The sequence below is a fragment of the Cellvibrio sp. KY-GH-1 genome (assembly GCF_008806975.1).
Lineage (GTDB): Bacteria > Pseudomonadota > Gammaproteobacteria > Pseudomonadales > Cellvibrionaceae > Cellvibrio.
This window is the reverse complement of sequence record NZ_CP031728.1, coordinates 3,913,214-3,940,193: the sequence shown is the minus strand read 5'-3', so window position 1 is coordinate 3,940,193 and position 26,980 is coordinate 3,913,214. Positions and strand designations below refer to the sequence as shown.

The 26,980-nt window shown below is 49.0% G+C and carries 27 protein-coding genes; 12 read left to right on the top strand and 15 right to left on the bottom strand.

The window, feature by feature from the left end:
- Positions 1-51: 51 nt before the first annotated feature.
- Both gyrB and D0C16_RS24065 read left to right on the top strand, forming a co-directional pair.
- Positions 52-2,472, top strand: coding sequence for a DNA topoisomerase (ATP-hydrolyzing) subunit B (gyrB, locus tag D0C16_RS16670; RefSeq protein ID WP_151033398.1), 2,421 nt, complete (start codon positions 52-54; stop codon positions 2,470-2,472).
- 261 nt (positions 2,473-2,733) lie between these two features.
- Positions 2,734-2,895, top strand: a complete 162-nt coding sequence (locus D0C16_RS24065) for a hypothetical protein (RefSeq protein ID WP_191968522.1) — start codon at positions 2,734-2,736, stop codon at positions 2,893-2,895.
- A gap of 145 nt (positions 2,896-3,040) precedes the next feature.
- Here the strand turns inward: D0C16_RS24065 and D0C16_RS16665 are convergent, their stop codons facing one another.
- Positions 3,041-4,588: a sigma-54-dependent Fis family transcriptional regulator gene (locus tag D0C16_RS16665; RefSeq protein WP_151033397.1), complete on the bottom strand. Its 1,548-nt coding sequence runs from the start codon at positions 4,586-4,588 to the stop codon at positions 3,041-3,043.
- A 329-nt stretch (positions 4,589-4,917) separates the two neighbouring features.
- Here D0C16_RS16665 and cynS point away from each other — a divergent pair, with 329 nt between their 5' ends.
- Both cynS and D0C16_RS16655 read left to right on the top strand, forming a co-directional pair.
- Positions 4,918-5,358 carry a cyanase gene (gene cynS, locus D0C16_RS16660; RefSeq protein WP_151034975.1) on the top strand — a complete coding sequence of 147 codons (441 nt, stop codon included), beginning with the start codon at positions 4,918-4,920 and terminating at the stop codon, positions 5,356-5,358.
- 100 nt (positions 5,359-5,458) lie between these two features.
- Positions 5,459-6,754, top strand: coding sequence for a CAP domain-containing protein (locus D0C16_RS16655; RefSeq protein ID WP_151033396.1), 1,296 nt, complete (start codon positions 5,459-5,461; stop codon positions 6,752-6,754).
- A gap of 52 nt (positions 6,755-6,806) precedes the next feature.
- On the opposite strand, the gene D0C16_RS16650 is transcribed toward D0C16_RS16655, so the two are convergent.
- From D0C16_RS16650 to D0C16_RS16635, 4 genes are all read right to left on the bottom strand, one after another.
- A complete protein-coding gene (locus tag D0C16_RS16650; protein ID WP_151033395.1) occupies positions 6,807-7,556 on the bottom strand; it encodes an SDR family NAD(P)-dependent oxidoreductase in 750 nt (249 codons plus the stop codon).
- Positions 7,557-7,655: 99 nt separating this feature from the next.
- Positions 7,656-8,237, bottom strand: a complete 582-nt coding sequence (locus tag D0C16_RS16645) for a TetR/AcrR family transcriptional regulator (RefSeq protein WP_151033394.1) — start codon at positions 8,235-8,237, stop codon at positions 7,656-7,658.
- 84 nt (positions 8,238-8,321) lie between these two features.
- Positions 8,322-9,071 (bottom strand): RES family NAD+ phosphorylase, encoded by a 750-nt coding sequence (locus D0C16_RS16640; RefSeq protein WP_151033393.1) that lies wholly within the window; start codon positions 9,069-9,071, stop codon positions 8,322-8,324.
- A 51-nt stretch (positions 9,072-9,122) separates the two neighbouring features.
- On the bottom strand, positions 9,123-9,494 hold the full coding sequence (locus D0C16_RS16635) for an XRE family transcriptional regulator (RefSeq protein ID WP_151033392.1): 372 nt from the start codon (positions 9,492-9,494) through the stop codon (positions 9,123-9,125).
- 186 nt (positions 9,495-9,680) lie between these two features.
- Here D0C16_RS16635 and D0C16_RS16630 point away from each other — a divergent pair, with 186 nt between their 5' ends.
- Genes D0C16_RS16630 through D0C16_RS16615 form a run of 4 tightly spaced genes read left to right on the top strand, consistent with a single transcriptional unit; the run spans position 9,681 to position 13,278 of the window.
- Positions 9,681-10,874 carry a M48 family metallopeptidase gene (locus D0C16_RS16630; RefSeq protein ID WP_151033391.1) on the top strand — a complete coding sequence of 398 codons (1,194 nt, stop codon included), beginning with the start codon at positions 9,681-9,683 and terminating at the stop codon, positions 10,872-10,874.
- Positions 10,864-11,526, top strand: a complete 663-nt coding sequence (locus tag D0C16_RS16625) for a TIGR00266 family protein (protein ID WP_151033390.1) — start codon at positions 10,864-10,866, stop codon at positions 11,524-11,526. The genes D0C16_RS16630 and D0C16_RS16625 overlap by 11 nt, the downstream gene beginning before the upstream one ends.
- Positions 11,527-11,536: 10 nt before the next feature.
- Entirely contained in the window at positions 11,537-12,220 is a 684-nt protein-coding gene (locus D0C16_RS16620) for a TIGR00266 family protein (RefSeq protein ID WP_151033389.1), read from the top strand.
- Positions 12,221-12,231: 11 nt separating this feature from the next.
- Positions 12,232-13,278 carry a TIGR00266 family protein gene (locus D0C16_RS16615; RefSeq protein WP_151033388.1) on the top strand — a complete coding sequence of 349 codons (1,047 nt, stop codon included), beginning with the start codon at positions 12,232-12,234 and terminating at the stop codon, positions 13,276-13,278.
- Positions 13,279-13,352: 74 nt separating this feature from the next.
- Here D0C16_RS16615 and D0C16_RS16610 read toward each other — a convergent pair whose 3' ends face one another.
- Positions 13,353-13,817, bottom strand: a complete 465-nt coding sequence (locus tag D0C16_RS16610; protein WP_151034974.1) for an Lrp/AsnC family transcriptional regulator — start codon at positions 13,815-13,817, stop codon at positions 13,353-13,355.
- A gap of 458 nt (positions 13,818-14,275) precedes the next feature.
- On the opposite strand from D0C16_RS16610, the gene leuA reads away from it, so the two are divergent.
- Positions 14,276-15,943 carry a 2-isopropylmalate synthase gene (gene leuA, locus D0C16_RS16605; RefSeq protein ID WP_151033387.1) on the top strand — a complete coding sequence of 556 codons (1,668 nt, stop codon included), beginning with the start codon at positions 14,276-14,278 and terminating at the stop codon, positions 15,941-15,943.
- A 74-nt stretch (positions 15,944-16,017) separates the two neighbouring features.
- Here the strand turns inward: leuA and D0C16_RS16600 are convergent, their stop codons facing one another.
- The 9 genes from D0C16_RS16600 to D0C16_RS16560 form a co-directional block, all read right to left on the bottom strand.
- Positions 16,018-16,677 carry a PEP-CTERM sorting domain-containing protein gene (locus D0C16_RS16600; RefSeq protein ID WP_191968521.1) on the bottom strand — a complete coding sequence of 220 codons (660 nt, stop codon included), beginning with the start codon at positions 16,675-16,677 and terminating at the stop codon, positions 16,018-16,020.
- Positions 16,678-17,216: 539 nt separating this feature from the next.
- Entirely contained in the window at positions 17,217-17,762 is a 546-nt protein-coding gene (locus tag D0C16_RS16595; RefSeq protein ID WP_151033385.1) for a HupE/UreJ family protein, read from the bottom strand.
- A gap of 16 nt (positions 17,763-17,778) precedes the next feature.
- Positions 17,779-18,417, bottom strand: coding sequence for an urease accessory protein UreG (gene ureG, locus D0C16_RS16590; RefSeq protein ID WP_151033384.1), 639 nt, complete (start codon positions 18,415-18,417; stop codon positions 17,779-17,781).
- A 68-nt stretch (positions 18,418-18,485) separates the two neighbouring features.
- Entirely contained in the window at positions 18,486-19,133 is a 648-nt protein-coding gene (locus tag D0C16_RS16585) for an urease accessory protein UreF (protein WP_370458224.1), read from the bottom strand.
- A gap of 61 nt (positions 19,134-19,194) precedes the next feature.
- The gene (gene ureE, locus D0C16_RS16580; RefSeq protein ID WP_151033382.1) at positions 19,195-19,761 is read right to left on the bottom strand and encodes an urease accessory protein UreE; all 567 of its coding nucleotides are present in this window, start codon (positions 19,759-19,761) and stop codon (positions 19,195-19,197) included.
- Between the two features lie 58 nt (positions 19,762-19,819).
- The gene (gene ureC / locus D0C16_RS16575) at positions 19,820-21,529 is read right to left on the bottom strand and encodes an urease subunit alpha (protein WP_151034973.1); all 1,710 of its coding nucleotides are present in this window, start codon (positions 21,527-21,529) and stop codon (positions 19,820-19,822) included.
- A 30-nt stretch (positions 21,530-21,559) separates the two neighbouring features.
- The gene (locus D0C16_RS16570) at positions 21,560-21,865 is read right to left on the bottom strand and encodes an urease subunit beta (protein WP_151033381.1); all 306 of its coding nucleotides are present in this window, start codon (positions 21,863-21,865) and stop codon (positions 21,560-21,562) included.
- A gap of 18 nt (positions 21,866-21,883) precedes the next feature.
- Positions 21,884-22,186, bottom strand: coding sequence for an urease subunit gamma (gene ureA, locus D0C16_RS16565; protein ID WP_151033380.1), 303 nt, complete (start codon positions 22,184-22,186; stop codon positions 21,884-21,886).
- A gap of 65 nt (positions 22,187-22,251) precedes the next feature.
- The gene (locus D0C16_RS16560; protein ID WP_151033379.1) at positions 22,252-23,133 is read right to left on the bottom strand and encodes an urease accessory protein UreD; all 882 of its coding nucleotides are present in this window, start codon (positions 23,131-23,133) and stop codon (positions 22,252-22,254) included.
- 341 nt (positions 23,134-23,474) lie between these two features.
- On the opposite strand from D0C16_RS16560, the gene D0C16_RS16555 reads away from it, so the two are divergent.
- The 3 genes from D0C16_RS16555 to D0C16_RS16545 all read left to right on the top strand — a co-directional run bounded on the left by D0C16_RS16555 (position 23,475) and on the right by D0C16_RS16545 (position 26,975).
- Positions 23,475-24,725 carry an ABC transporter permease gene (locus D0C16_RS16555; protein WP_151033378.1) on the top strand — a complete coding sequence of 417 codons (1,251 nt, stop codon included), beginning with the start codon at positions 23,475-23,477 and terminating at the stop codon, positions 24,723-24,725.
- A gap of 10 nt (positions 24,726-24,735) precedes the next feature.
- Positions 24,736-25,998, top strand: coding sequence for an ABC transporter permease (locus D0C16_RS16550; RefSeq protein ID WP_151033377.1), 1,263 nt, complete (start codon positions 24,736-24,738; stop codon positions 25,996-25,998).
- A gap of 248 nt (positions 25,999-26,246) precedes the next feature.
- Positions 26,247-26,975 (top strand): ABC transporter ATP-binding protein, encoded by a 729-nt coding sequence (locus D0C16_RS16545; RefSeq protein WP_151033376.1) that lies wholly within the window; start codon positions 26,247-26,249, stop codon positions 26,973-26,975.
- Positions 26,976-26,980: the final 5 nt, after the last annotated feature.

Sequence of the window (26,980 nt, the reverse complement as noted above, 5' to 3'; positions counted from 1 at the left end):
TAGCTTCAGCTCTTTAGCTGATGGCTGTAAACAATAAAGCGGAGAATTGCTATGTCAGAAGAGAATACTTACGACTCGTCCAGTATTAAGGTCCTTAAGGGGCTGGATGCGGTGCGTAAGCGCCCAGGGATGTACATTGGCGACACCGACGACGGCTCAGGCCTACACCATATGGTGTTTGAGGTGGTAGATAACTCTATCGACGAAGCCCTTGCTGGTTACTGCACTGAAGTACGGGTAACTATCCATCCGGATGAAACTATCTCCGTATCTGACAATGGCCGCGGTATTCCTACCGATATGCACGAAGAAGGTGTATCCGCCGCTGAAGTTATCATGACTGTACTCCACGCCGGTGGGAAGTTTGATGACAATACCTATAAGGTTTCCGGTGGTCTGCACGGTGTAGGTGTATCGGTAGTAAATGCCCTCTCCGAATACCTGAAGCTAACGATTCGCCGCGCGGGCAAGATCCATGAACAGATCTATCGTCATGGTGTACCTGATGAGCCACTCAAAGTCGTCGGTGATTCAACGACCACCGGGACTGAGGTTCACTTCAAACCTTCTGCAGAAACCTTTACTAATATCGAATTTCATTTTGAATTATTGGCTAAACGCTTGCGCGAACTCTCCTTCCTGAACTCAGGAGTACGTATCGTCTTGAAGGATGAACGTACTGGTAAGGAGGAGGTATACCAATACGAAGGTGGTTTACGGGCGTTCGTTGAGCATTTGAACACCAATAAGAACCCTATCAATAAGATGGTTCACTTTGTTTCGCTTAAGCGCGATGACGGAATTGGTGTTGAAGTTGCCCTCCAGTGGAATGACTCCTTCCAGGAAAACCTGTTTTGCTACACCAACAATATTCCCCAGCGCGATGGTGGTACTCACCTAGCGGGTTTCCGTGCAGCACTAACTCGTGGCCTGAATACCTATATTGAGAAAGAAGGCATCGCAAAGAACGCCAAAGTCGCGACTACTGGAGATGACGCACGTGAAGGTTTGACTGCAATCATTTCGGTAAAAGTGCCTGATCCAAAATTCTCCAGTCAGACGAAAGACAAACTCGTATCATCTGAAGTGAAAACTGCTGTAGAGCAGGAGATGAATGAGCACTTTGGTAACTATCTGCTGGAAAATCCACAAGAAGCGAAGTCTATCGTGGGTAAGATGATTGACGCTGCCCGTGCCCGTGAAGCAGCGCGTAAAGCACGTGAGATGACTCGTCGCAAAGGTGCACTGGATATTGCAGGCTTACCTGGAAAGCTGGCGGATTGTCAGGAGAAAGACCCGGCATTATCGGAACTCTATCTGGTAGAGGGTGACTCTGCGGGTGGCTCAGCTAAACAAGGCCGCGCACGCAAGACACAAGCGATCCTCCCGCTCAAAGGTAAGATCCTCAACGTAGAGAAAGCCCGTTTCGACAAGATGCTTTCGTCGGCAGAAGTGGGAACTCTGATTACAGCCTTGGGTTGTGGTATTGGTAAGGAAGATTACAATCCGGAAAAACTGCGTTACCACAGCATCATCATTATGACCGACGCCGACGTTGATGGTTCGCACATCCGCACTCTGTTGTTGACCTTTTTCTTCCGCCAAATGCGTGAGCTGATTGAACGCGGCCATATCTATATAGCCCAGCCACCGCTGTACAAAATTGCCAAGGGTAAGCAGGAACAGTATCTGAAAGATGAATCAGCCATGACGGAGTTCCTTACCCAAGCAGCGTTGGAAGATGCAAGTCTCTACGTAAATCCAGGCGCGCCCGCCATTTCTGGCGAAGCCTTGGAAAAATTGGTGCAGGAATACCGCAAGGTAATGGCGACTATCGAGCGTTTGTCACGCTTGTATCCTGCCGAAGTATTGGAACAAATGATTTACTTGCCGGCTATCCGCGCTGACCATTTGGCAGATCAGGGTCACATGCAGCAATGGTGTGATCAGATGCTCGCGCGTTTTAGCCTGGATGCTCGCGCTGGTAGCCAGAAGTATATTATTGAAGTTCGTGAAGATGCTGAGCGACACTTGTTCTTGCCGAAAGTGGAAATTATCGCCCACGGTATCAGCACGCCTTATCCGTTTAACCACGATTTCTTTGCCTCAGGTGAATACGCTTCCATCGTATCCTTGGGTGAAAAGCTGGAAAGCCTCATTGAAGAGGGTGCTTATATCCAGCGTGGTGAGCGCAAGCAGCCTGTGGCGAGCTTCACCGAGGGCCTTGAATGGTTGATGAAAGAGTCACGCAAAGGCTACAACATCCAGCGCTATAAAGGTTTGGGTGAGATGAACCCCGAGCAGCTTTGGGACACCACCATGAACCCGGAAACTCGCCGTATGCTGCGCGTGACTATCCAGGACGCTATTGCTGCTGATCAAATTTTCACCTGCTTGATGGGCGACGCTGTGGAACCTCGTCGCGATTTTATTGAGACGAACGCGCTTGCGGTGGCAAACCTTGATGTTTAAAAAAATAATATAAAAATATTTATAATAAAAAAACGGGCAAAAATATTGCCCGTTTTTTTTACACCTGCCATTAAGATCCTATCAAAACAGCCCTGACGAATTGTTTTTGTTTAACACTTTGATTAAAGTCTAATTGCTATTTTTTTATTAGAAATTGAAATTAAAAATGGCATCGATTTCACAAATACTGGCTTTTTGCTGGACTATACTCAAGCCGTAATGTGTTTTGTCGTGATCAACTTGTGAGAGATGGACTTAGCGATGAGTGATAAAAAAGTAACCAAAGTGCTGTTGACCCAAATCGAAGATGCGTTAGAAGAGCGTCAGAAATCGGATCGCCGTGAGCGTCATCAGGGAATTCCGCAGGACGTTCCCCATGAGCGCCGCAAGAATGATCGCCGTTCATCCAAAGCGCATAAGTAATCCATGTGCAATTAACGAAAAAGGGGCAATCAAGCCCCTTTTTTTTTGCGTAATAATATGAGTCTAACGCAACCAAGTACCCATTTTAAGCAAACTATTCCGCACTGAAACTCCACTCAAGAATCCATCAGGAAACAAATAGCAATCAGCCAGGCGTTACAAACATGAACTTATTAAGTCCCCATTTCTTTATACGTGAAGAGAGAGTAGTAGGCTTGATACCGAGCAAACAGGCTGCTCCATCCACACCATAGATTTTGCCATTGCATTTACGTAATGCTTCCAGAGTTGTGCGAATCTGCAATTGTTTAACATGCGTTTCGGTGAAGTATTTTTCGTCAATAATAGGAACATCTACCGTTGAGTTAACCCTTGTTGGAAATTCAACCAGATTAAGTTTATCGCCCTGACTTAAAATCACTTGCCGTTCGATACGATTTTCCAGTTCACGGATATTGCCCGGCCAATCGTATTCCTGCAAACGTTGTATCTGTGCGAGCGAAATTTTCAATTCGGGTTTATGGAAGCGTTGGCAAGTTGCTTGCAAAAAATGCGTGACCAACAAAGGGATATCTTGCAGCCGCTCGCGCAACGGAGCGGAGCGAATTGGAAATACATTTAATCGAAAATATAAATCCTCGCGAAATAAACCCTGCGCGACCCGTTGTTTTAAATCGCGATTGCTAGCAGTAATCACCCGTACATCAACTTTGCGCGTAATGGATTCACCCACGCGTTCAAATTCGCCGTCTTGCAATACACGCAATAATTTTCCTTGCAATGTTAATGGCAATTCACCGATTTCATCTAAAAATAAAGTACCTCCATCAGCGACTTCAAAACGGCCCATGCGCGTACTTACCGCGCCAGAAAATGCGCCCCGTACATGGCCAAAAAATTCACTCTCAAATAATTCTGGAGGAATTGCTGCGCAATTAACGCGAATCAACGGACGTTGGTTGCGATCGCTGGCGCGATGAATAGCTCGTGCAATCAATTCCTTCCCGGTTCCCGATTCACCGGTAATAAATACAGTCGCAACTGTAGGTGCGACTAACTGTATTTGATAATTCATTTGTTGCACTGCGGGGCTGCATCCGATGATATGGTGCGAGTTAAACCCTTCGCTGATCTCTTGTTGTAAATAGGCATTCTCCAATTCGAGTTTGTGTTTAAGTTGCTTTACCTCTTCCAGCGCCGCGCGCAATTCTTCCATGGTGTTATGCAATTTGGCTTCTGCACTTTTTCGTTCGGAAACATCGCGAAAAATAACTACTGCACCCACCAGAGTGTTGTGTTCATATACAGGTGTACTGGTGTATTCCACCGGTACCGCATGACCATCGCGGCACCAGAACACTTCATCGTCTACCCGTCGCACGGTCCCATCGCGAAAGGCCGCAAAGATCGGGCAATCCTGCACACAATAATCCGAGCCATCTGTGTGGCTGTGGTGAATCGCTACGTGGATATTTTTTCCGAGTAACTCATCAGCCTTCCAACCCAAAATACGCTCTGCCGCTGGATTTACGAAAGTCGCGCGCCCTTCAGTGTCAACACCGTAGATGCCTTCGCCAGCTGCGTTTAGTAGCAACTGATTTTGTTGTGCAAATGCCTGAAAGATATGAGTAATGGCGGGAATCGCCAGATGTTCATGGTTTGCCTGGCAAAGGTGTGGGTAGGTTTCGGTCACAGAACTGGCCTCATTCAATTGCAATAAAAGGAATTACCCAATGCCAACGAAAAATCGTGCCAAACCATCACGATATTTCGGTGGTCACGAAAAATCGTTGTAGTAGGTTCTGCGATTAAAAATAAAAAATCTCGATGAATCAGTCACTTAAACTGATAAGGGGATATTGGCATGACTATCGCAATAATGGCTGTGATGCGCGTGAGTAGACAAGGCCGACCATTCAATTGAGCAACGGATTAAATCTGCCTTAATCAAGACCATTCCCAAAAGCCGGTGCACAGCAAACAGGCAATCACCCAGAGGTAATTTTGATGGAAAAAGTAGCGATGAAAAAACAAGACGTTGTAGAAGCAATTGTGCTGGCCAAACAAAAACTGAATTTGAGCTGGGAAGGCATTGCTGCCAGCATTGGTATGTCGCCAGTGTGGACGACGTCGGTATGTTTGGGTATGAACAGCGCTCCAGCTGATAAAGCAGAAGCACTGTGTAAATTATTTGATTTGCCCGAAGCGGCGAAACTGGCGTTAATGCAATGTCCCAGTAAAAGTTGGGAACACAGCATCCCGCAAGATCCGTTAATTTACCGCCTTTATGAAATGATCGGTGTATACGGGCCGACGATCAAAGAAATCATCCACGAGAAATTTGGCGATGGCATTATGAGTGCCATCGATTTTTCGATGGAGATTGGCAAAGAAGAAAATCCCAAAGGCGATCGGGTAATTATCAATTTAAATGGCAAGTTTTTACCTTACAAAGCTTGGTGATGCAAACAACCCGTCACACCTTAGGTGTGGTTAGGGTCTCGGATAAAAACCGCCAATCTTGTTAGTATTTTTACAACTAGCGAGATTGGGTACTGCAGCTATGAGTAGAAATTTATTTCCGCAACAATTATTAGTTGTTTTTATTGTATCGACCTTAGCCGCTTGTGGTGGTGGATCCGGTGGTGGCAATTCGAATCCATCACCGGGCACCAGTTCACCCGCCTCCAGCTCAACAGCAACAAGTTCGTCGGCCAGTTCGTTAAGTTCACTAGCCAATTCATCTAGCGGAACACTGGCTGCCCCGCAAAACCTGACGGCAATTGCAAGCAATGCTTCAGTGACTATGACTTGGAATCCGGTGTCCGGAGCAACTGGTTATCGTATCTACTACGCGTCCGAAGCCAATATTTTAATTAACAATATTGCCAGCTTTGATGATGGTACCCGCGTGGATAACGTAACTTCACCGACTGTGATTAATAATTTGCGCAATGGCGAAACCTATTATTTTGTGGTTACTGCGATCCAAGCGGATCGCGAAAGTACTGCAAGTGGCGAAGTCAGTGCCACTCCAGGGTCGATTGACCTTGCCAAACAGCCAACCGCGCAAGAAGTATTAGTGGTTGAATTAATAAATCGTGCGCGTGCTAACCCTGGCGCTGAAGCCGCGCGTTTAGGTATTGGTTTAAATGATGGCATTACCGGAACACAAATTACCGATACACCTAAACAGCCGCTCACTCATAATCTATTGTTAATCGAATCGGCGCGTTTGCATTCGCAATGGATGCTGGATGCGGATGTGTTTTCGCACACCGGTGTCAATAATTCCACACCGCACGAGCGTATGCAGGCGGTGGGTTATCAATTTACCGGCAGTTGGATGAGCGGTGAAAATATTGCCTGGGGTGGTACTACTGGCAACAGTATTAATTTAACGAGTTATGCCGTTTCGCAACATGAGGGATTATTTAAATCGCCGGGTCATCGCGTGAATATTCTTAACGAGAATTATCGCGAATTGGGCGTTGGGCAACAACAAGGCTATTTCATGAGTGATGACCGCAATTATTTATCCTCCATGCTCACCCAGAATTTTGCAAAATCGGGCTCCAGCTATTTTTTAACGGGTGTGATTTATGAGGATAAAAATAACAATGAATTTTACGATGTGGGTGAAGGCCTGAATGGAATTACCATCACCACCAATAGCAAATCCTACCCCGTTTACAACACTGGTGCCTATTCAATCCCGCTCCCCAATGGCAATTACGAATTAAGTATTACCGGCAATGCCTTGGGCGCACCGGTTTTTTATTCGGTACAGGTATCGGGAAAAAATCGTAAATTGGATGTGATTAAAACGGGCAATAATTTGAACGTGAATGCGCCCTAGAAGCTCCATGAAATTTTAAAAACTCAACATCCCTGTTGAGGGTGAAGCACTCTTATCCAAGCCAGGCAGCGTATTCGCGCTCCAACTGCTTGGGTTCCGTTTTAAAGGTTTGATACCAGTGTTGGGACAGGGCATCGGGAAATACATCTTCGATTTTTTGTTCCAAACTATCCAAAATAATTTCAGCGACCTCCGCTGGTTGCGGTTTGGGTAGGTCATAACCTTCTGACAAACGTGTTGCCACTGGCCCTGGATAAACTCCCTGCACGAAAATTTCCTCGCGCTGAAGCTCGGCGCGCAAACCCTGGGTAAAAGAGTGAAGCGCAGCTTTTGCTGCAGAGTAGGGGCCAAGCAATGGCATATTGGCGATACCGGCAATAGAACTTATATTCACTATGGCCGCCTCGGGCGAGTGACGCAGAGATGGTAAAAGCGCATGGGTTAGGCTGAGCGGTCCAAAGTAGTGGGTTGCCATTTCCAACTGGGCAACCTTATCGCTCGTGTCCTGAATAAATCCACTCGCCAGAGCGATACCGGCATTGTTAACCAATAAATCCAGTTCGCTGATTTGCGTCTGAACTCTGCGGATGTCGGAGGATGAAGTTACGTCCAGGGTGATGGGAATTAATTCTGTTGAAGGTTGCGCTAAAGCTTCGACGGTTATCGCTATAGCCTGTGTATCTCGCCCGCTGACGTAGACTCGCTTTGCACCGCGTGCGATCAGGGCTTCTACCAACGCCAGGCCAATACCCCGGTTAGCTCCGGTGACTAATGCCACCTTGTTTTGCCATTCAATCGTCATTTTTCATTACTCCATTTGATTAAAAGTAGACCGGTCGTCTAGTTTAAAACTCTAAAAAAAGAGCCATGCGGCTCCGGTTTCATCTGGCTAAGAGCCCTATCAGGGCTTTAGCACCTGACCAAAATAAAGATCCAGTAATTCCCGTAGTGGCTGGGTTGTTTGCGCCAGTTTGGCGCGAACCAGGCAACCTTCCCAGGCAGCGAATAACTGGCGGGCCAATAGTGTTTCATCGGCACTACTTGCCAACTCTCCATTGGCTTTGGCTTCGGTTAGACAATCTGCAATCAACATTTCAACGCGTAGATAATGCCGGCCAATGGCCGCGCGCATAGTATCCGACTGCAGCGCCAGTTCCTGACCCAGATTGCCCAGCAAACAATTACACCGGCCAAAGTGTTCACCAAAGTAAGCCAATGCCTCATCGAAATACTGGCGCAAGCGCACCAGAGGTGCGCCTTGGCTGGTTTGCAAACTGGTCGCTAAACCCTTACAGAGCACATCGCCGTAATGGTCGATGACGGCCAGTCCCAGATCTTCCTTACTTTTGAAGTAATGGTAGAAAGAGCCTTTGGGCACACCAACCTGGGTCAGGATCTCCGCAATCCCGGTGTTGTTAAAACCTTTCATGGCAAACAACGCCACGGCTGTATCGATCAGTTTATCTTTGGTGGTTTCAGGCATAGTAGACCAGTCGTCTAGTAAATACAATTGCTTCTATGATACGGGTTTTAGCGGTTTACGCCAGTCATTAGTATGGTGCATCGCTCAGGCCGCCGGCATAGGCAAACGACCATCCACCAGAAAGAGATCAACAGGAAAATGGATGATCTCTTTGTGCCCCACTTGTTTGAACGCAACTTCAGACGCGCCCAGCTCGCATAACCATTGGGTCATGTCGGCCGGCTTTTTTTGGGAGAGTGCAGCAGGAACAAACAAGCCGACGCAATGGCCCCGCTGCGGATCACGCGCCGATTGGTATTCGAAGACTTCGACGTTTGCCGCACGCATATTGCTTCCGAGTTGTTGAGTCGCAGAATAATCTTTGCGATCGGTGAGTTGCTGTGCGAAGCGATCAAACGGCGCAACTTGTAATTTCACACCTCGCTGACTTGCGTAATTCACACTGAATAGTGTGTGTGCGGAGGTAATTGTGTTTTTAATGGGTGATGCAGCCATCGAATACCAAAACACAAAACGGTAGAAGGCTGATTCAGCGAGCGTGGTGTGGGCGTTGCCGCCAGCGTAAAAAATACCCGGTTCATGAATGCGCCCGAAGCGCGAGCCCCAGCGCAATGGCGGGTAACGAAAAGGGGTTTTGAGCAGGTAGTGATAGCCGTCGCTATTGGCGGGGTAAGGCGGTTTTACCGAATCCAGTAACTCCTCCAATAGTGCTTGTTCTTCCAGGGTATCCACATAACCCAGGGTGGCGATTTGCTCCTGACTTTCTACCAACCGCCAGGCAGTGCCAGAAATTGTTTGTAACTGCGTTGCTCCTTCGCAAGCTTCCCAGATCATTCAGCGTTACTCTTGCCCATTAAATTTCGTGCCCATTGAATTTTGTGCCCGTTAAATCTTGCCGCGCAGGGCATCAACAAAGTTCAGCACTTGCATCAGGCCCTGAATAGATTCCATTTGCTTGGCCGGAACACCACCGGTTACCTGATTGGGGTTGTGCATAAAGTGTTTGATCCAATCTTTATCGCCGCCAGTTAGTGCGAAGAGTGCGCGGGCGATACGGATCAGCAGTAGTGCCAATTCTCCCTGCTTGGATTTGGGGTCCAGCGCAGGGTTCTGTTTGAGCCGGCTAATGGCGGTGCGGTGAATGCCCAGTACGGCGGCAAGCTCGGCTTGTTTTAACCCGAGCTGATCGGCGGCATTCAATACCGCCTTGGCGAGTACAGCGGCCGGGTTGGGATTGGTTTGTACAAGGGCTGACATAATACCTCCCTAAAAATGTTCACTATGCACTTATCATAAGTGATATGTGCATAGTGAACAAGTTTTGTTCAAAGCAAATCTGATGGTGAAAGGGTGATATTCAACAATTGCATAGCCGGATGAAATCATCGAGCATAGGCCGCCGTTTTGGCACATAGATCAAATTAAAGGAAAGGGATAACACAGGTGCAAGCTATCACTCACACCCATTACGACTGTATGGGGTTTCATACCCAACTGCCCAGAGGAAAGGCCTCGGGCAGCATGACTATCAACTCGGCGAGCATTGAATTTACTATTCAGGAGCAGCGCTTGCGCGTGCCCCTGGAGGGTTTGCAAATCAGCCTTGGTGGTGCCAGCAATCGCCTGGTCTATTTTGAACACCCACTGCTAAACAGCTGGAGTTTCTACACCAGCGATCGCAGCGTGCTGAAAGATCCGCATCTGCATCGTTTGCCCAGTGTTTCCACATTATTAACCAGTGCGCGCAACCAGCACTGGTTAGGTTGGGGCCTGCTGGCCACAGTGGTAATGCTGATTGTGGCGGTGCCTCTGCTGATTGTGTTGCGCATGGATTTTTTTACCGGCCTGATCGCCAAAAAAATTCCGGTGGAGTGGGAGCAAACGCTGAGTGACTCCGCCATGGCGCAGTATCAATTTGGCAAGAAAATGCTCGATGACAAAGATGTGGAGCGCTTGCTTAAACCGTTGGTTGACCCGCTGTTAAATGCGCTCGATCACAGTCGTTACCATTATCACTTTAGTATTGTGAATGAAGGCAGCCTCAATGCGTTTGCATTGCCGGGTGGGCAAGTGGTTATTCACTCGGAATTAATTTTGCGTGCCGATTCGGCGGAAGAATTGCTTGGGGTACTGGCTCATGAAATTCAACACGTGGAGCAGCAACACGGCCTGCGTAATATGATTGGCGCCAGCGGAATTTACCTGATTGCCAGCGCCGTATTTGGCGACGCTTCTGGTCTGCTCGCCGTACTCAGTAGCGCTGCACCGTTATTGCTTAATCAAAGTTACTCACGCGGTTTTGAAACCGATGCGGATGTAAAAGGTTTTGGCCTTTTACAACAAGCAAAAGTGAATCCTTCCGGGCTGGCGAGCTTTTTTGAGAAGATGATTGAAGAAGAGAAAAAACAAATGGATAAAGTGCTGGATAAGGAAAATCAGGAACTGGCAAAACAAGCACTTAAATTTCTATCGACGCATCCCGCCAGCGAAGAACGTATTAAAAAATTAGCAGCCCTTGCGCAAGAAAATCCTCAGTCGATTGAATATCTGAATTTACAAGCGGCTTTTGTGGAACTGCAAACCGCAACCAAAACTTTCGTAACAAATACCCAGGGAGAATCACACGATGAAAACTGAGCTTAAAGGCTCACAAGCCTTTTCCTATATTGAGGTGGAGCTGCAACCCGGCGAAACTATTATCAGCGAATCGGATGCCATGTCGAGCATGGATGCCGAGCTGGATTTAACCGCAAAATTAAACGGCGGATTTTTTAAAGGGCTGTTGCGCAAATATCTAGGCGGTGAATCCCTGTTTATCAATCATTTTACCAATAACACCCAACAACCGCGGCGCATGACACTGGTGCAAAGTACACCAGGTGAAATTCGCCAGCGCACTATGGATAACGATGAAATCTATTTGCAGCCCGGCGCATTTGTGGCCTGCACGGAAGATGTGAAATTAACATTGGAATGGGCCGGCTTTGTTTCGTTTATTGCGCGCGAAGGTTTGTTTCGTTTAAAAGCCAGTGGTAATGGTGAATTATTTTATGGCGCCTATGGCGCTTTGCTCGAGCGCGAAATCGACGGTGAATATATTGTGGATACCAGCCACCTGGTGGCTTATGAGCCGGGTATAAAATTAAAGTTGCAATTGGCTGGCGGAATTTTTTCCAGCTTCTTTGGCGGTGAAGGTTTGGTTACACGCGTAGAGGGCAAAGGAAAAATAATTATTCAATCGCGCAGCATTACCGGCCTGACTGGCTGGTTGAATCCCAAGTTCTGGTAAGGAGCCCGGCATGAAAATCGAATTTGTAAATCAACCCGGCAATACCGCTGCCAAAATTACTCTGGCAGCAGGCGAAACTTGCACGGCCGAAGCCGGCTCCATGATTGCCATGAGCGGCCATATGAATATCACTACCAGCACCCATAAAAAAAATTCCGGCGGCATTTTAAAAGCGGCCAAACGCATGCTGTCGGGCGAATCTTTTTTTCTCAATCATTTTGATCCTCAGGGAAAAGCCGGTGAAATCTGGCTGGGTAGTAACCTCGCCGGCGATATGCTCTGTGTAGAATTGGATAACGAAAACTTGATTGTGCAGAGCGGCTCATTTCTGGCGTGCGAAGAGAGCATCAATATGGATATGGGTTGGCAAGGTTTTAAATCACTCTTCTCCGGCGAAAGCGTTTTTTGGCTCAACCTCAAAGGGCGCGGCAAAGTAGTGCTATCCAGTTTCGGCGCAATTTATCCGATTGAAGTGGATGGCGAATACATTGTGGATTCAGGCCACATAGTTGCCTTCAATGAAACCCTTGATTTTTCCATTACCAAAGCGGGAAAAAGTTGGTTGCAATCCATTCTCGGTGGTGAAGGTCTGGTATGTAAATTTAAAGGCAAGGGCACTGTCTGGTGCCAGTCGCACAACGCCAATAATTTTGGTGGTTCATTAACGCCCAACTTGCGTGTGCGCAAAGCCTAAGGAGCCGCATTATGGAAAATCAATTCAAAGTACAACTTAACGGACAATTAGTCACCGGCGTAGACCTTGCAACGGCAACGGCTAACTTTGCACAGCTTTTTAAAATCAGTGCAGAGAAAGCGCAGCAGATGCTGGCCAGTTTTCCGGTAACCGTAAAAAATAATGTGGATGAAATCACCGCGCAAAAATTTAAAGCAGCGATTGAAAAAGCAGGATTCTTGTGTGATGTAAAACCCGTTGCTGAACTTGCATTGGCACCCACTGATAATAATGATGCTGAGCCAGACAACGAACGCGCATCAACATTGGAAACCAGAACGGAAGCCGCACCAAAAAAGGCAGTGGACGCAAAATCCCCCGCCGTTAAACTCGAACAACCAGAAAGTTTCCGTGGCTGGGAATATAAAATTGAAGGCCGTCCCGACTATGGCTTTTTAACAGTGCAAATTCCCGCTAATGAAACCTTGAAAGTAGAAGCCTCGGCCATGGCAACCATGGATACACATTTGGAAATGAAAACCAAATTTAAAGGTGGCTTGGGCCGTTTCCTGACGGGTGAAAATATTTTCGTCAACGAATTTAAAGCGGCGAAAGGTGCAGGTGAAATTGGTATTGCCCCTGGCACTCCTGGCGATTTGATCCATCAATACATGGATGGCCAAACTTTGTTTTTGCAGAACTCAGCATTTGTCGCGGCGACTATGGGCGTGGAGTTAGAAACCAAATGGCAGGGCATGTTGAAAGGATTTTTCTCGGGCGAAAGTTTCTTTTTAATTCGCGCGAGCGGCAAAGGCGATTTATGGTTTAACTCTTACGGCGCGATTATTGAAATCGATGTAGAAGATGATTACGTTGTGGACACCGGCAACATAGTCGCCTTCACCGATGGTATGGATTACGAGATCACCAAAGTCGGCGGCTACAAATCCCTGTTCTTCTCCGGCGAAGGTTTTGTGTGTCGTTTCCGCGGTAAAGGCAAAGTCTGGATCCAAACTCGCAATTCCCAGGCGTTTGTGTCCTGGGCGGACTATTTCCGGCCCGTGCAATCCAAAGGTTAATCACGTCGGTACAAAAAGCTTATTAAATTCGTTGTTTAATAAACCCATGAATTTTTTAGTTCATGGGTTTATTTTTATCCTACTGGCAACGCCGTTTTATCCACCGGCGACTTCAACACAAACGATGAATGCACACCGCTCACACCTTCAATGCGGGTGAGTTTTTGCAGCAGGAATTGCTGATAGGCATCCATGTCTTTGACGATCACTTTCAGTAAATAGTCGGCGGATTGGCCCGTGATCAAATGGCATTCCAGCACTTCCGGGTAATCGTTCACCAGCTTCTCAAAAGTATCGAAGCGGTCAGGGGTGTGTTTGTCCATGCTAATTTGGATAAACGCCATCAACGTTAGCCCCAGCTTGCGCGCATTGAGCAGCGCGACATAACCATCGATCAGACCGGATTCCTCCAGCGCGCGCACGCGACGCAGACAGGGCGAGGGCGAAAGGCTGATACTGTCGGCCAGTTCCTGATTAGAAATGCGGCCATCCCTCTGTAAGGCCTCCAGGATCAGGCGATCGTATTTATCGAGTTCCATCATTGCGCGTTTAACCTCCGAAGACCCTTCCGAATTGCCACTGAACGGATAACTGGTAGGGGCACTGTTAGCCGTAATATCCGACAAAAGTAAAATTAACTGCCTTTAAATTTACGTTTTAAGCAATAAAATTGCGTTCATGTAGATATTAACACAATCTTCGCAATCATCTGCCAAGCTGGCCGCACTATACTAATTCCATGCTGATAAAAGCCCCGGCGCTATCCGCGCGGGTTTGGGGTTTCCCCGATGCGACCGCATCACCGGAAACCGGCACCTGTTATCCCCGGGTTCCCGACCAGATTCGTTTCATCAGCCAAGACCGCAAGACCACTGCTACAGCAATACAAAAGAACTATACAGCTCGGAGTCTCTGGAACACTTGCACAGCAAGGTTCCATGAGCTCCAACATGAATGATGTAAACAGCGTTAACGGCAATTACCCCAGGAGTTGATCATGCTTGCCAATCCATCCACTAAGTATCAGCGTTTTGTCGGCGTTTCCTTACCCGACCGTCAATGGCCAAACAATCACATTGAAAAGCCGCCTATTTGGATGAGCACAGACCTGCGCGATGGCAATCAGGCGCTGATCGACCCTATGTCAGTTGCAACCAAATTGCGCATGTTTAAAGAATTGGTCGCAATTGGATTTAAAGAAATCGAAATCGGTTTTCCCTCGGCGAGTGAAATTGATTACAACTTCACGCGTCAGTTAATCGAGGAAAATTTAATTCCTGATGACGTTACCATCGAAGTATTGGTGCAAGCGCGTTATGACTTGATTGAAAAAACCGTGCAGAGCTTGCGCGGTGCCAAGCGCGCAATTTTGCACATGTACAACCCGCTCGCGCCAGCGTTCCGCAAAATTGTGTACAACACTGACGAAGCGGGTGTGAAGAAGATTGCGATCCAAGGCACCCAGTGGTGTAAAGAATTAACCGCTACCGCACCGGAAGTGGATTGGACTTTCCAATACTCGCCGGAAGTATTTTCTTCCACTGAAATCGAGTTGGTGAAAGACGTGTGCGATGCCGTGGTAGAGATTTGGAATCCATCGCCACAGAAAAAATTAATTTTGAATTTACCCGCCACGGTAGAAATGAATACACCGAATACCTACGCGGATCAAATTGAGTGGATTCATCGCAATATCAATCGCCGCGATTCCATTATTATCAGCGTGCATCCGCACAATGACCGCGGCACCGCAGTTGCAGCGGCTGAGTTGGCGGTGATGGCCGGAGCCGATCGCGTCGAAGGCTGTTTGTTCGGCAACGGCGAGCGCACCGGCAACGTCTGCTTGGTCACTTTGGCGATGAATTTATACTCCCAAGGTGTAAGCCCTGGTTTGGATTTCTCTGATATTGATCGCGTGCGCAAGTTGCACGAAGAGTGCACCCAATTGCCGGTACACCCACGTCACCCCTATGCCGGCGAATTGGTGTTTACCGCTTTCTCGGGTTCACATCAGGACGCGATCAAAAAAGGTTTCGCGGTTCAGAAAAAAGATACCCTGTGGGAAGTACCCTACTTGCCGATTGACCCGGCGGATTTAAATCGCAGCTACGATGCCGTAGTGCGCGTGAATGCACAGTCAGGCAAAGGCGGCGTCAGCTTCCTGTTGCAACAAGAGGCGGGTTTGCAATTGCCGCGTCGCTTGCAAATTGAATTCAGCGGTGTAGTGCAAAAAGTTAGCGATGCCACTGGCAAAGAAGTGAAAGCCAGTGAAATCGTGAAGATTTTCAACGACGAATATTTTGCCGTGAATACGCCTATTGCCTATCAATCCAGCAAATTTACTGAGCAGGATGATACCCATCAGGTAGACATAGTGATACACGCGCAGCACCAGGATAAAACCGTGCAAATCAGCGGCAGCGGCAATGGCCCCATAGACGCCGCCGCTCACGCCATCAGCCAGTTTATCGACGGTGAAGTGAGTGTCATTGACTACCACGAACACTCAGTAGGTGAAGGTTCTGATGTGGCGGCAGTGACTTATGTGGAAATCAAAGTGAAAAACGGCAAACCCGTTTATGGTGTGGGTCAGGATCGCAACATTATTACTTCAGCAGTGAAGGCCCTGATTAATGGTGTGAATCGCAGTGGGGCGATTAACTAAATAAAAAACTCTGTTCCAAAAAAAAGCGCAGCCGGCGAAAACCGGCTGCGCTTTTTTTATTTTCGAAAAAATTATTAAATCAAACGACGACGAACAACCAGACCTGCTAACACAATTGATAACAGAACGAGCGGTGCGGGTTCGGGAACTGAAGTGGTTTCTGACGTAATTTTTAAAGAGTCTAACCAAAAATAAGCGCTGTCCGTCATAATCCAGCTACTTGCATCCAGGTCAACACTCCAACGGGCAAACGCGCCGTTAGACCAACCGCCTTCGTCAGAAACGAAATTCATGCCGTTTAAACTGAGATCCGATATCCAGTCCAGCCCGTTAAATGTGAAACCGACTCCGAGAGTTTCCATGACAGAACCAGAGTCTCCAAATGCATTTAAAACTTTATCTAATATAATTTGATCGTTTCGACTTGGATCATTGATAATTCTTACAAAGTCCAGATAACCGTAAACAACAGGAGTAGCAAAATTGCTTTGTAACAAACCTGACCAGAGTGAACCGTAATACCAGACATCGGTAGGGTTGTCCGCGTATTTTCCGTCTGCTTTAGACGTATCAATCACATAAGAACCCGTGATTGAATCACCGTTTTGGTAGCCGAGACCGTCACCGGTCGTGTTATAGATGTGGGCGGTGTATTCGATATTAACAATTGCAGCTGATGCGGCTGTTGGAAGGCACAAAAGGCCTAACAAGAAAAATCCTACACGTGAAATCATGGTATTTATCCTATCCATTGGTATTTCCGAATATCTCGGAATTTAGGTTATTTAAAAGAGCTTTAGTCGTTGTGATATCCAGTTTACTGGACGAAGGCATTTTAGCGACAAGCCATTCTGAAAAAAAGCTATTAGTCGAAGCTTAAATCTTGGCTGGAGGGAGGAGTTAACAGCGCAAAGCGTCAGATTTACACTCGTCGCTAAAATGGTTCTCTAGGTCGCAGTTGAACCAGTCCGCAAAAAAACAGCTTGATTTTAACAATGTGGAGAATGGCTACAACAGTGTCAAATGTAACGCAGAAAAATAATTACGGATGAAATTCCATTCCAGCATGAATCCAACGGTTAGCGTTCTGCATCCAATCCAGTGAGAACAACAAATTCCCGCCCCCCCAACTTGGGAGTTTGGTTGTTGCTCGCTGTAATTGACCCGTTATTGGCAGCACTCGTGGTAGATGGGTAATTTCCTCCGGCAGGTGCTGCTGCCGGAGGTTCTTTGATTTAACGGAGTGAATTAGATTTACACCGGCAACCGCTATTTACAGCGCCGAAAAACTCTTAGTGCGCAGCTGCAAGCACGCGCGAGTTACCGCATAAGCCAGGCTTACCAATACCAACATGCCGGCACAGGCACCGAGTGCGTAGCCGAATAAATTGCCCGCAACTTCAGTGCCGTGTACCAAACCGTGGCTCGCCATTAGGGTAGCGGCAACCATAGGTGCGATTTGTCCCAATTGCATTCTGAAGGCAATTAACAATGCGACGGCGAGGCCGGAAAATAATACTGCCCATTCAATCGCGGCAATAAAATTTACCGGTAGCTGTCCACCGAAAAATAGCGCCAGCGCAAAAATTCCTACACTCGCCAAACCACTTTTGATTGCCATGCGGCGCGCGAGCAGTGCAAACCAAACGCCGAGCAACAACATGGCCGCCAGATGATCCAGGCCGGTAAAGGGATGAATAAATCCAGCCGCAAAACCGCTGCTGTGATCGCCTGTGTGGGCGAATGTCGGGGTGGCGATCAGCGCTAATAAGGCCGGGAGCCAGGATTTTTTCACGCAAGAATTCATCAATTTTTTCATAACAGCTCCACGCAAGTTAGTTGGCAGTTTTCGGGCTCAACATGCCCTGGGTAGTAATAAAAGCAACTATGTCGGCGACGCCGGTGCCATCTTTTAAATTGCTGAAAATAAATGGCTTGTCGTTGCGCATTTTTTTCGCGTCGCGATCCATCACACCTAAATCCGCGCCCACCAGCGGAGCCAAATCAATTTTGTTGATGACCAACAAATCCGATTTTGTAATACCCGGGCCGCCTTTGCGCGGAATTTTATCGCCGGCAGAAACGTCGATCACATAGAGGGTCAAATCCGATAATTCCGGGCTGAAGGTGGCGGCAAGATTATCGCCACCGCTTTCGATAATAATTACATCCAGATTTTCAAAGCGCTCATTCAATTCTGCCACGGCGGATAAATTCATCGAGGCGTCTTCGCGAATCGCGGTGTGCGGGCAGCCGCCGGTTTCTACGCCGATAATGCGGTCGTGGTCCAGGGCGTTATGACGCATTAAAAATTCGGCATCTTCGCGGGTGTAAATATCATTGGTGATCACGGCGATATTAAAAATATCTTTTAATTCGCCACACAGAGTTTTTACCAGCGCGGTTTTACCAGAGCCGACGGGTCCGCCAATGCCGAGGCGCAGCGCCGGTTTTTGTGGTTGAGCGTTATTCATAGCGTTTCCTTAGATGCGTAACAGTAGTAATTAAATATCGATACGTTAGAAATTAAAGAACAAAAAAGTTAAGAGCGAAACAGCCGTGAGTACTGATATTCATGCAAGCTGGACGCCATCACTTGCCCGGGCAAACTCGCACCTATATCCTCAAGGGGCAGTGCCTGAGCTGCGGCGATTGCGGCCGGTATTTCCGGCAATATCTGCAGCAATAATTTTTGCGCGGCGGTTTGCCCGAGCGGCAAAATTTTGGTGGCAGCTGCCACTTGGTTCTCTAACCAGCTATAGGCAAAACTGTGCATCAAATCCGCGCGCGGAATTTTCCAGTGCTGGCCGGCCAGGGCAAACATAATTGCAAATGCCGGTTTGGCCTTGAGTGATTGAATCGCACCGGCAGGCGCGCCCAAATCCAACAGCAAACGCTGCAATGCAACGCCGAGCTGTTCATCTTCCAATAATAATTCGCTGGTTTCGCGGCAGGCGCGCAGGAAAAAATTCCATTCATTTACCGCTGCAAAATCCTCGGCTTCCCAGGCGCTATAGGCGGCCATTAATACCGGTAAATCCAATTTGCCAAAGCCGTGGTGTAACACGCCGCGCAGCCAGGCGGCGACATCCTCAGCGGTTTTTAATTGGCCGCTGTCGATGGCATATTCCAATCCCTGCGAATAGGCGTAAGCACCCACCGGCAGCGCCGGGCTGGATAAGTGAAACATATGCAACAGCGCCAGCGATGAATAGGCCGGTGTTGCCGCAGGCTGCAGCTTGGCCAAGGGATCAGTGATCATGGTTGTGCTTGTGATTGTTAAGCGGGCGCAGAATTAAATTCTCGCGATGGCTATGTGAGTGCCCGTGACTGTGTGAGTGCCCGTGTGAATGATCATGTGAATGTCCATGTGCGTGTGAATGCCCGCTGTGCCCCGCCGCATAAGCGCCCGCCTCGGGTTGGAAGGGCGCCTGTTCGTTTTCAACACCCAGGCCCAAACCTTTCACCATTTCATCCAACACATGGTCGTGTTGGTAGCGCAAAAAAGTATCGGTAATTTGCAGCGGCACATGGCGATTACCCAAATGATAAGCCGCGCGGGTTAAATCCAGCGCGCTCTTGGCGTAGACGGTGCTGACGCTCTCCTGCGCCGACACAATCCGAATCAATTCGCCCGAGGTGCATTTTAAAAAATCGCCCTCTTTGAGCACGCGACCGCGCTCGATAAACCAGCCGATATCCCGACCACATTGGGTCACACCTTTATGGCGGCTTTTTTGGCGATCATCAAACCCCAATTCGATTGCCATTGAGGTTTGCAGTGATTCACCCTGAACAATTTCGTGAGCTTCTAACATAAAAATTCTTCGCAAGTAGTCGCGTTAAAATGCGACGGTTTTAAAAAAGCTAAGGCAATTAAAATAAATAGTAACGCTGTGCCAGCGGTAAAACTTCCGCCGGTTCGCAGGTCAGTACCACGCCATCGGCTTTTACTTCATAGGTCTCAGGATCAACTTCCATAACCGGTTGATAGTTGTTGAGCACCATGTCGGCTTTTTTCACGCTGCGACAATTTTTTACCGCCGAGAGCGGTCGCTCCAGACCAAAGGTTTTGGCGATGCCCGCATCAATTCCCGCTTGGGAGACAAAGGTCAGCGAGGTTTGCACGCAGGCTTTGCCATAGGCGCCGTACATCAGCCGATAGTGCACAGGTTGCGGCGTAGGGATGGAGGCATTGGGGTCGCCCATGGGTGCGGCGGCAATGGCGCCACCTTTAATAATCAGCGCCGGTTTGGTGGCGAAAAATGCCGGCTTCCAAAGCACCAGGTCGGCCAGCTTGCCCACTTCAATTGAGCCGACTTCGTGGCTGATGCCGTGGGCGATGGCGGGGTTGATGGTGTATTTGGCGATGTAGCGTTTCGCGCGGAAGTTATCGTGACCGGTGGGTACGCCATCGATCATATCCTCCGGCAGGCTGCCGCGCTGCACGCGCATTTTGTGCGCGGTTTGCCAGGTGCGGGTGATGACTTCGCCCACGCGGCCCATGGCTTGGGAGTCGGAGGAAATCATCGAGAAGGCGCCCAGGTCATGCAGAATATCCTCGGCGGCGATGGTCTCTTTGCGGATGCGCGAATCGGCAAAGGCGACGTCTTCGGGAATGCTCGGGTCCAAATGGTGGCAGACCATCAGCATGTCCAAATGCTCATCCACGGTGTTGATGGTGTAGGGGCGCGTAGGGTTGGTGGAGGAGGGCAGCACATTATCCAGACCGCAGGCCTTGATGATATCGGGCGCGTGGCCGCCACCGGCGCCTTCGGTGTGATAGGTGTGGATGGTGCGGCCTTTAAAGGCGGCGATAGTGTCTTCCACAAAACCGGATTCGTTGAGCGTGTCGGTGTGAATGGCGATTTGAATATCGTACTTTTCGGCCACGCTTAAACAGCAGTCGATAGACGCGGGCGAGGTGCCCCAGTCTTCGTGCAGCTTGAGTCCCATCACACCCGCTTTGACTTGTTCTTCCAATGCTTGCGGCAGGCTCGCATTGCCCTTGCCGAGAAAACCAAAATTCATCGGGAAGGATTCTGCCGCTTGCAGCATCTTGCCGATATGCCATGGCCCGGGCGTGCAGGTGGTGGCGTTGGTGCCGGTAGCCGGCCCGGTGCCGCCGCCAATCATGGTGGTCACGCCGCTCATTAAGGCCTCTTCAACCTGCTGCGGGCAGATGAAGTGAATGTGCGCATCGATTCCGCCGGCGGTAACTATATTGCCTTCGCCGGCAATAATTTCGGTGCCTGGTCCAATCTCAATGGTGATACCGGGTTGGATATCCGGGTTGCCCGCCTTGCCGATGGCGCTGATGCGGCCATTTTTAATGGCGATATCGGCTTTGACTATGCCCCAGTGATCGAGAATCAGCGCATTGGTGATTACGGTATCGGGCGTATCGGCGCAGCTGGATTGGCTCTGGCCCATACCGTCGCGGATTACCTTGCCGCCGCCAAATTTTACTTCCTCGCCGTAAATGGTGTGGTCTTGCTCCACCTCAATCCAAAGCTCGGTGTCCGCCAAACGCACCCGGTCGCCTACCGTAGGGCCGAACATATCGGCGTAGGCGCGTTTGCTCATGGTTTGGGTGGATGTTTTTTTAGTCGTCATTTACAAACTCCCCATTACATCGCCACGGAAGCCAAATACGCGGCGGCGGCCACTCAGTGCGACCAGTTCCACCGCGCGGGTTTGCCCCGGCTCAAAGCGCACCGCGGTACCGGCGGCGATATTCAGGCGGAAGCCCTTGGTGGCTTCGCGGTCAAATACCAGTGCGCCATTGGTTTCATAAAAGTGATAGTGGCTGCCCACCTGAATGGGGCGGTCACCGGTATTGGCCACAGATACACTGATGACCTCGCGGCCGACATTGAGCGGGATATTACCTTCAGCGATTTGATATTCACCGGGGATCATGGTCGTCTTCCTGGGCTATTAAACAATCGGGTTATGGACGGTAACTAACTTGGTGCCGTCGGGAAAGGTGGCCTCCACTTGCACCTCATGCACCATCTCGGCGATGCCTTCCATCACATCGTCCACCGTTAACAGGGTGCGGCCATAGGCCATCAATTCGGCAACGGTTTTGCCATCGCGCGCACCTTCAATAATTTCAAAACTGATCAACGCGATGGCTTCCGGATAATTCAATTTCAAGCCCCGTGCCCGCCGCCGCTCGGCTAATTGTGCAGCGCTAAATAGTAGTAACTTGTCTTTTTCGCGGGGGGTTAACTCCATGGCGTGCCTCTAATAGATAAAAAAATGTTAGAAATAAAAAATAATTAAAATTAAAAATTAAAAATTTAAGTGGACCAAATTCGCGGTGATACCGCCGGCTTGTCGATCATTAACGGCCGCAAGGTTTGCCACAAGAATTCAAAACCCTGGCGGCAATGACTGGCAGAATCGCCCAGATAGCGCGCAATAAACAAATCGTCTTTCTGCGTTAAGCCCCAGCGGTGACTGCTTTGGGAGTCATCGGCATCAATGCCGGTTTGCTCCAGCATCTGCGTCAATTCTTCTCGCTGTTCGCGCCCCGTCTGTAGCGTCATAACAAAAGTGCCCATGCTGTTGTGGTTGTTTAATCCCCAGCTGCTGGCTTGTAAAGCACCGCCGCCGCGCACCTGATTGCGCTCAATCAACAGTGGAATACCGTCGCGAGTGATGCGAATCATCTGGGTGCATTCACCCGAATCAAACCCGAGTTGGCTGGCCGGGCGACCAAAACAGACTATGTCCCAAAACACCAGCTTGGCGTCGGCGTGCAGTTGGATGTCCGCCTGCAAGAGCGCGTTAGCGCCGTTGAACACCAGCGTCTCCTGCGGCAGCCATTCCAGGCAGGCATCGGCAGCGATAGTTAAGGCAATGCGCTGCTGTTGTTTTTCGAGGCCATTTTTTACTCCATAGACTTTGCCCGCCGAGGGCGTAGTCACCAGCGCATGGCTGCTGCTTTCGGCGAGCACATCAATGCGCAACTCATCGCCCAACACCAAGCCACCCGGCGGATGCAATAAATACACATGGCAGCAATCTGCCTCGGGATAAAAAGGTTTGAGCACCCGCAAGGGCCCGCAATGGACGTTCTCAATCAGCCGGGTAAGACCGCGCCTTGGCGCAAAGCCGAGCTTCAAGCTGGCGTGCCAGCGGCGGGTGATGGTGGGTAGGGCTTTGAATTGCGCTGTCATCGTTGTTGTTTATTAGTGGTCATAGGGGTACGTCAGACAAGATTTATACCAGATAAGCAGTGTGCCGGAATCTGGTTTTAACAGCGATACGTTAATTGACGTGATTGCTTGCAGTGCGCATCCACCTACTCGCCGGTGTTTTACTGCACCAGTTTGGGACGTCATCTGTAATAAGCATTAATTTCGTGCCAGTGAACTCTGTGTTAGTTTGTGACTCTGATCCCGGCGGCGTAATAGCCGGCCGTTAAGAAAAGCGTTTGGGAAGTGAATCCAACAGGAACAAAGGCGCGTCCAAGGTATTAGCCGCCGAGAACTTACAGTTACGCGATTAGGAAATCGTCATGGACAGTTTGCAAGAAATCCTCTTTACCCTGTGCCAGAATAAGCTGCGCACCGGGCTTACCGCCTTTGGTGTCTTCTGGGGCATTCTTATGTTGATCCTGCTGCTGGGCGCCGGGCGCGGGATGGAAAAAGCTTTTGCCGATGGTTGGAGCAACGACGTCGCCGATTCCATTTGGATCTTCCCCAGTACCACATCTGTACCTTACATGGGCTTACCGGTTGGCCGGCAGATCGAACTCACCGAAGCCGATATGGCCGCCGTACGCCAACAAATTCCCGGTGTGCAATTTCTCTCCAGCGAAAATCCGCTCGGCTCCTTTATCAATTCCGACGTGTCTATCACCTATGGTCTCAAGTCGGGCAGCTTTGGTGTGCTGGGTGTGGCCGACCAGTATTTCAATATCAAAGAAAAAGTGCGCTTTGATGACGGTCGGCGACTGAACCTGCTCGATCAGGATGACAATCGCAAAGTGGTGGTGATAGGTACGCGCGTGAGCGAGCGATTGTTTACCACCCACGCAGAGGCGATGGGCAAAGAAATTCAAATCAACGGCATTTCGTTCAAAGTCATTGGATTATTTTTTGATAAGGGAAACCAGGGCCGTATGTCCGAACGTGTGTATTTGCCAGTTACGGCCTTTAAAAAAGCCTTTGGCGGTGGCCAGCGAGTGGACTTGATTACCGTGCGCCCCAAGCCGGGTTACGACGGAATAAAACTGGAAGAAGAAATTCTCGCGCTCTTGAAGCAGCGCCACAAAATTGCGCCCGACGATGTGCGCGCTATTTCCGTGGCCAACAAAGCGCGCGATGCAGCGGAACTCAATGCCATGTTCTCCGGTTTGAATATGTTTATCTGGTTGGTAGGCATTGGCACTTTGCTGGCGGGAATTGTGGGTGTGAGCAATATCATGATTATCACGGTAAAAGAGCGCACGCGTGAAATTGGAATTCGTAAAGCCCTCGGCGCGAATCCAGCATCGATTGTTGGCAGTTTGTTATTTGAATCGGTAATGGTTACCGGAATTGCCGGTTATAGCGGGTTGGTTTTGGGGGTGGGAATTCTGGAAGCAGTTTCCGCATTGCTGCTCAAGTTGAATGTCGATTTACCATTTTTTCGTCAACCGGAAATCGATATTGGCATTGCCATCAGTGCACTCTTGTTGTTGATTGCTGCCGGAGTCGTTGCGGGATTAATGCCGGCGTTGCGCGCGGCGCGCATCACGCCTATTGAAGCCATGAAAGCGGAATAAGGGAGGGTTTATGTTTGAATTGGATAAGTGGCAAGAAATCCTTACCAGCTTGCGCCGGCAAAAATTACGCACCGGCTTAACCGCGTTCGGTGTGTTCTGGGGCATTTTTATGCTGGTGTTGCTGTTGGGTTTTGGCACCGGCTTTGGTACGCGCATCGAAGGCATTTTTGGCGATGCAAAAAGCATCGTAATTTTTTGGCCGTCCAATACCACACAGATGGAATACCAGGGGTTGGGCAAAGGCCGCGCGATAAAATTTACCCCTGAAGATATAGAGGCAATTCGCCAATCCATTCCCGGTATTCAAACCGTGGATGGAAAAAATAACCTCGGCAATTGGGGTGCGGCCTCGTACGTAGTGTATGGCAAGGAGAGTGGTTCGTTTACGGTGCGGGGTACCCATCAAGGTTGGGCGCCGTTTGAATTTATCAAATTGATAGAAGGCCGCTACGTCAATTCACTCGATGAAAAAGAAAAACGTAAAGTCGCCGTGATAGGTACACGCGTGAAAGAAGTGCTGTTTAAAAACGGCGAAAATCCCATCGGCAAATCCATTGATATTCGCGGAGTGAAATTCAAAATCGTGGGCATTTCCCGCTCGGTAGAACCGGGTAGTGACGCCGAACAAAATAACGCGCGCATTTACATTCCCAATGAAACCCTGCGTCAGGCATTCAATCAAATGGATGCTTACCAAATCATTATTTTTTCGCCCAAGCCAGGTGTAAACCCCTATGACCTTGAGCGCGACGTCAAAAAATTATTGTACGAGCGCAAAAAAATTCACCCCGATGATAGCGGTGTAATCGGCGGTTTTAATATGGAGCAAAACTACCAGCAGAATCGCGATCTGGTAACGGGTATTTTGGGCTTTAGTTGGATGGTGGCGATTGGCACCATCATCGCTGGCGTCATTGGTGTGGGCAATATTATGTTGGTGGTCGTAAAAGAGCGCACGCGTGAAATCGGTGTGCGCAAGGCCATGGGTGCCACGCCTACGAATATCAGTTTGATGATTATTCATGAGTCATTAGTGATTACTGTAATCGCCGGTTATGCCGGCTTGGTGGCGGGCGTATTGTTATTGGAAGGCATTCGCGCGTTACTGGTGAAACTCGGGCAGGGGGATGGCTTATTTGCATCACCTTACATCGATATCAATATTGCGTTTATGGCGCTGAGCGTATTGGTCATCACCGGTGTGCTTGCGGCGCTGCTGCCGGCGATGAAGGCGGCTGCGGTCAACCCCATTACCGCACTTCAAGATGAATAGCGAGACGAATAGCCGTACGAATAGCGTTATTCAGAGGGTACGGAAAAATTTTTAGCGAAAGTGAATCCAAAACAATCGGATACACATCCAAAGAAGTAACAGGAGCAAAATGCACCGGCTAGCGGGCGCTGACACTTGTCATGATTGTGTTAAGCGACGGTAAAAAGGCCAGACATTTGTGCAAAAGCCTCTAAGCTAGTGAGCCACCGTTGCAGGCTCATTAGCGCAATAGATAACAGGAAGCTACCATGATCAAACTACATAACATCCACAAGTACTATCACTCAGGTGAACAACCGCTGCATGTACTTAAAGGTATTGACCTGCACATTCGCGAAGGCGAACTGGTATCGATCATGGGGTCATCGGGTTCGGGTAAATCGACCCTGCTGAATATTCTCGGCATTCTGGATACCCACGATAAAGGCGATTATTTTCTCGCCGGGCGCGAGGTAAAAAATCTCAAAGAAAAAACCGCCGCGAAAATGCGCAACGAATTACTCGGCTTTGTTTTTCAATCGTTCAATTTATTGCCGTTTAAAAACGCTACCGAAAATGTGGCTTTGCCGTTGTATTACCAAGGTGTGAGTCGTAAAGAGCGTAACTATCGCGCAGACCAATATCTGGAAATGGTGGGGCTTTCGCATCGCGCCAAACACATGCCGAATGAAATGTCGGGTGGACAAAAGCAGCGCGTCGCTATTGCCCGTGCGTTGGTAACCCAACCTAAGGTGATTCTCGCTGACGAACCTACCGGTGCGCTGGATAGCCAAACTACCCAGGAAGTGATGGCGCTGATGAAAGAGATTCATCAACGTGGAAACACCATTGTGATAGTCACCCACGAACAGGACATCGCTGATCAGACTCAACGCCAGATTATTTTGAAAGACGGATTAATTGTTTCCGGCAAACATCCGCACTCCCATCTGACCGACGAAATAGCCGATCAGGATGAAGAAGAAATTCTTGGATAATTATT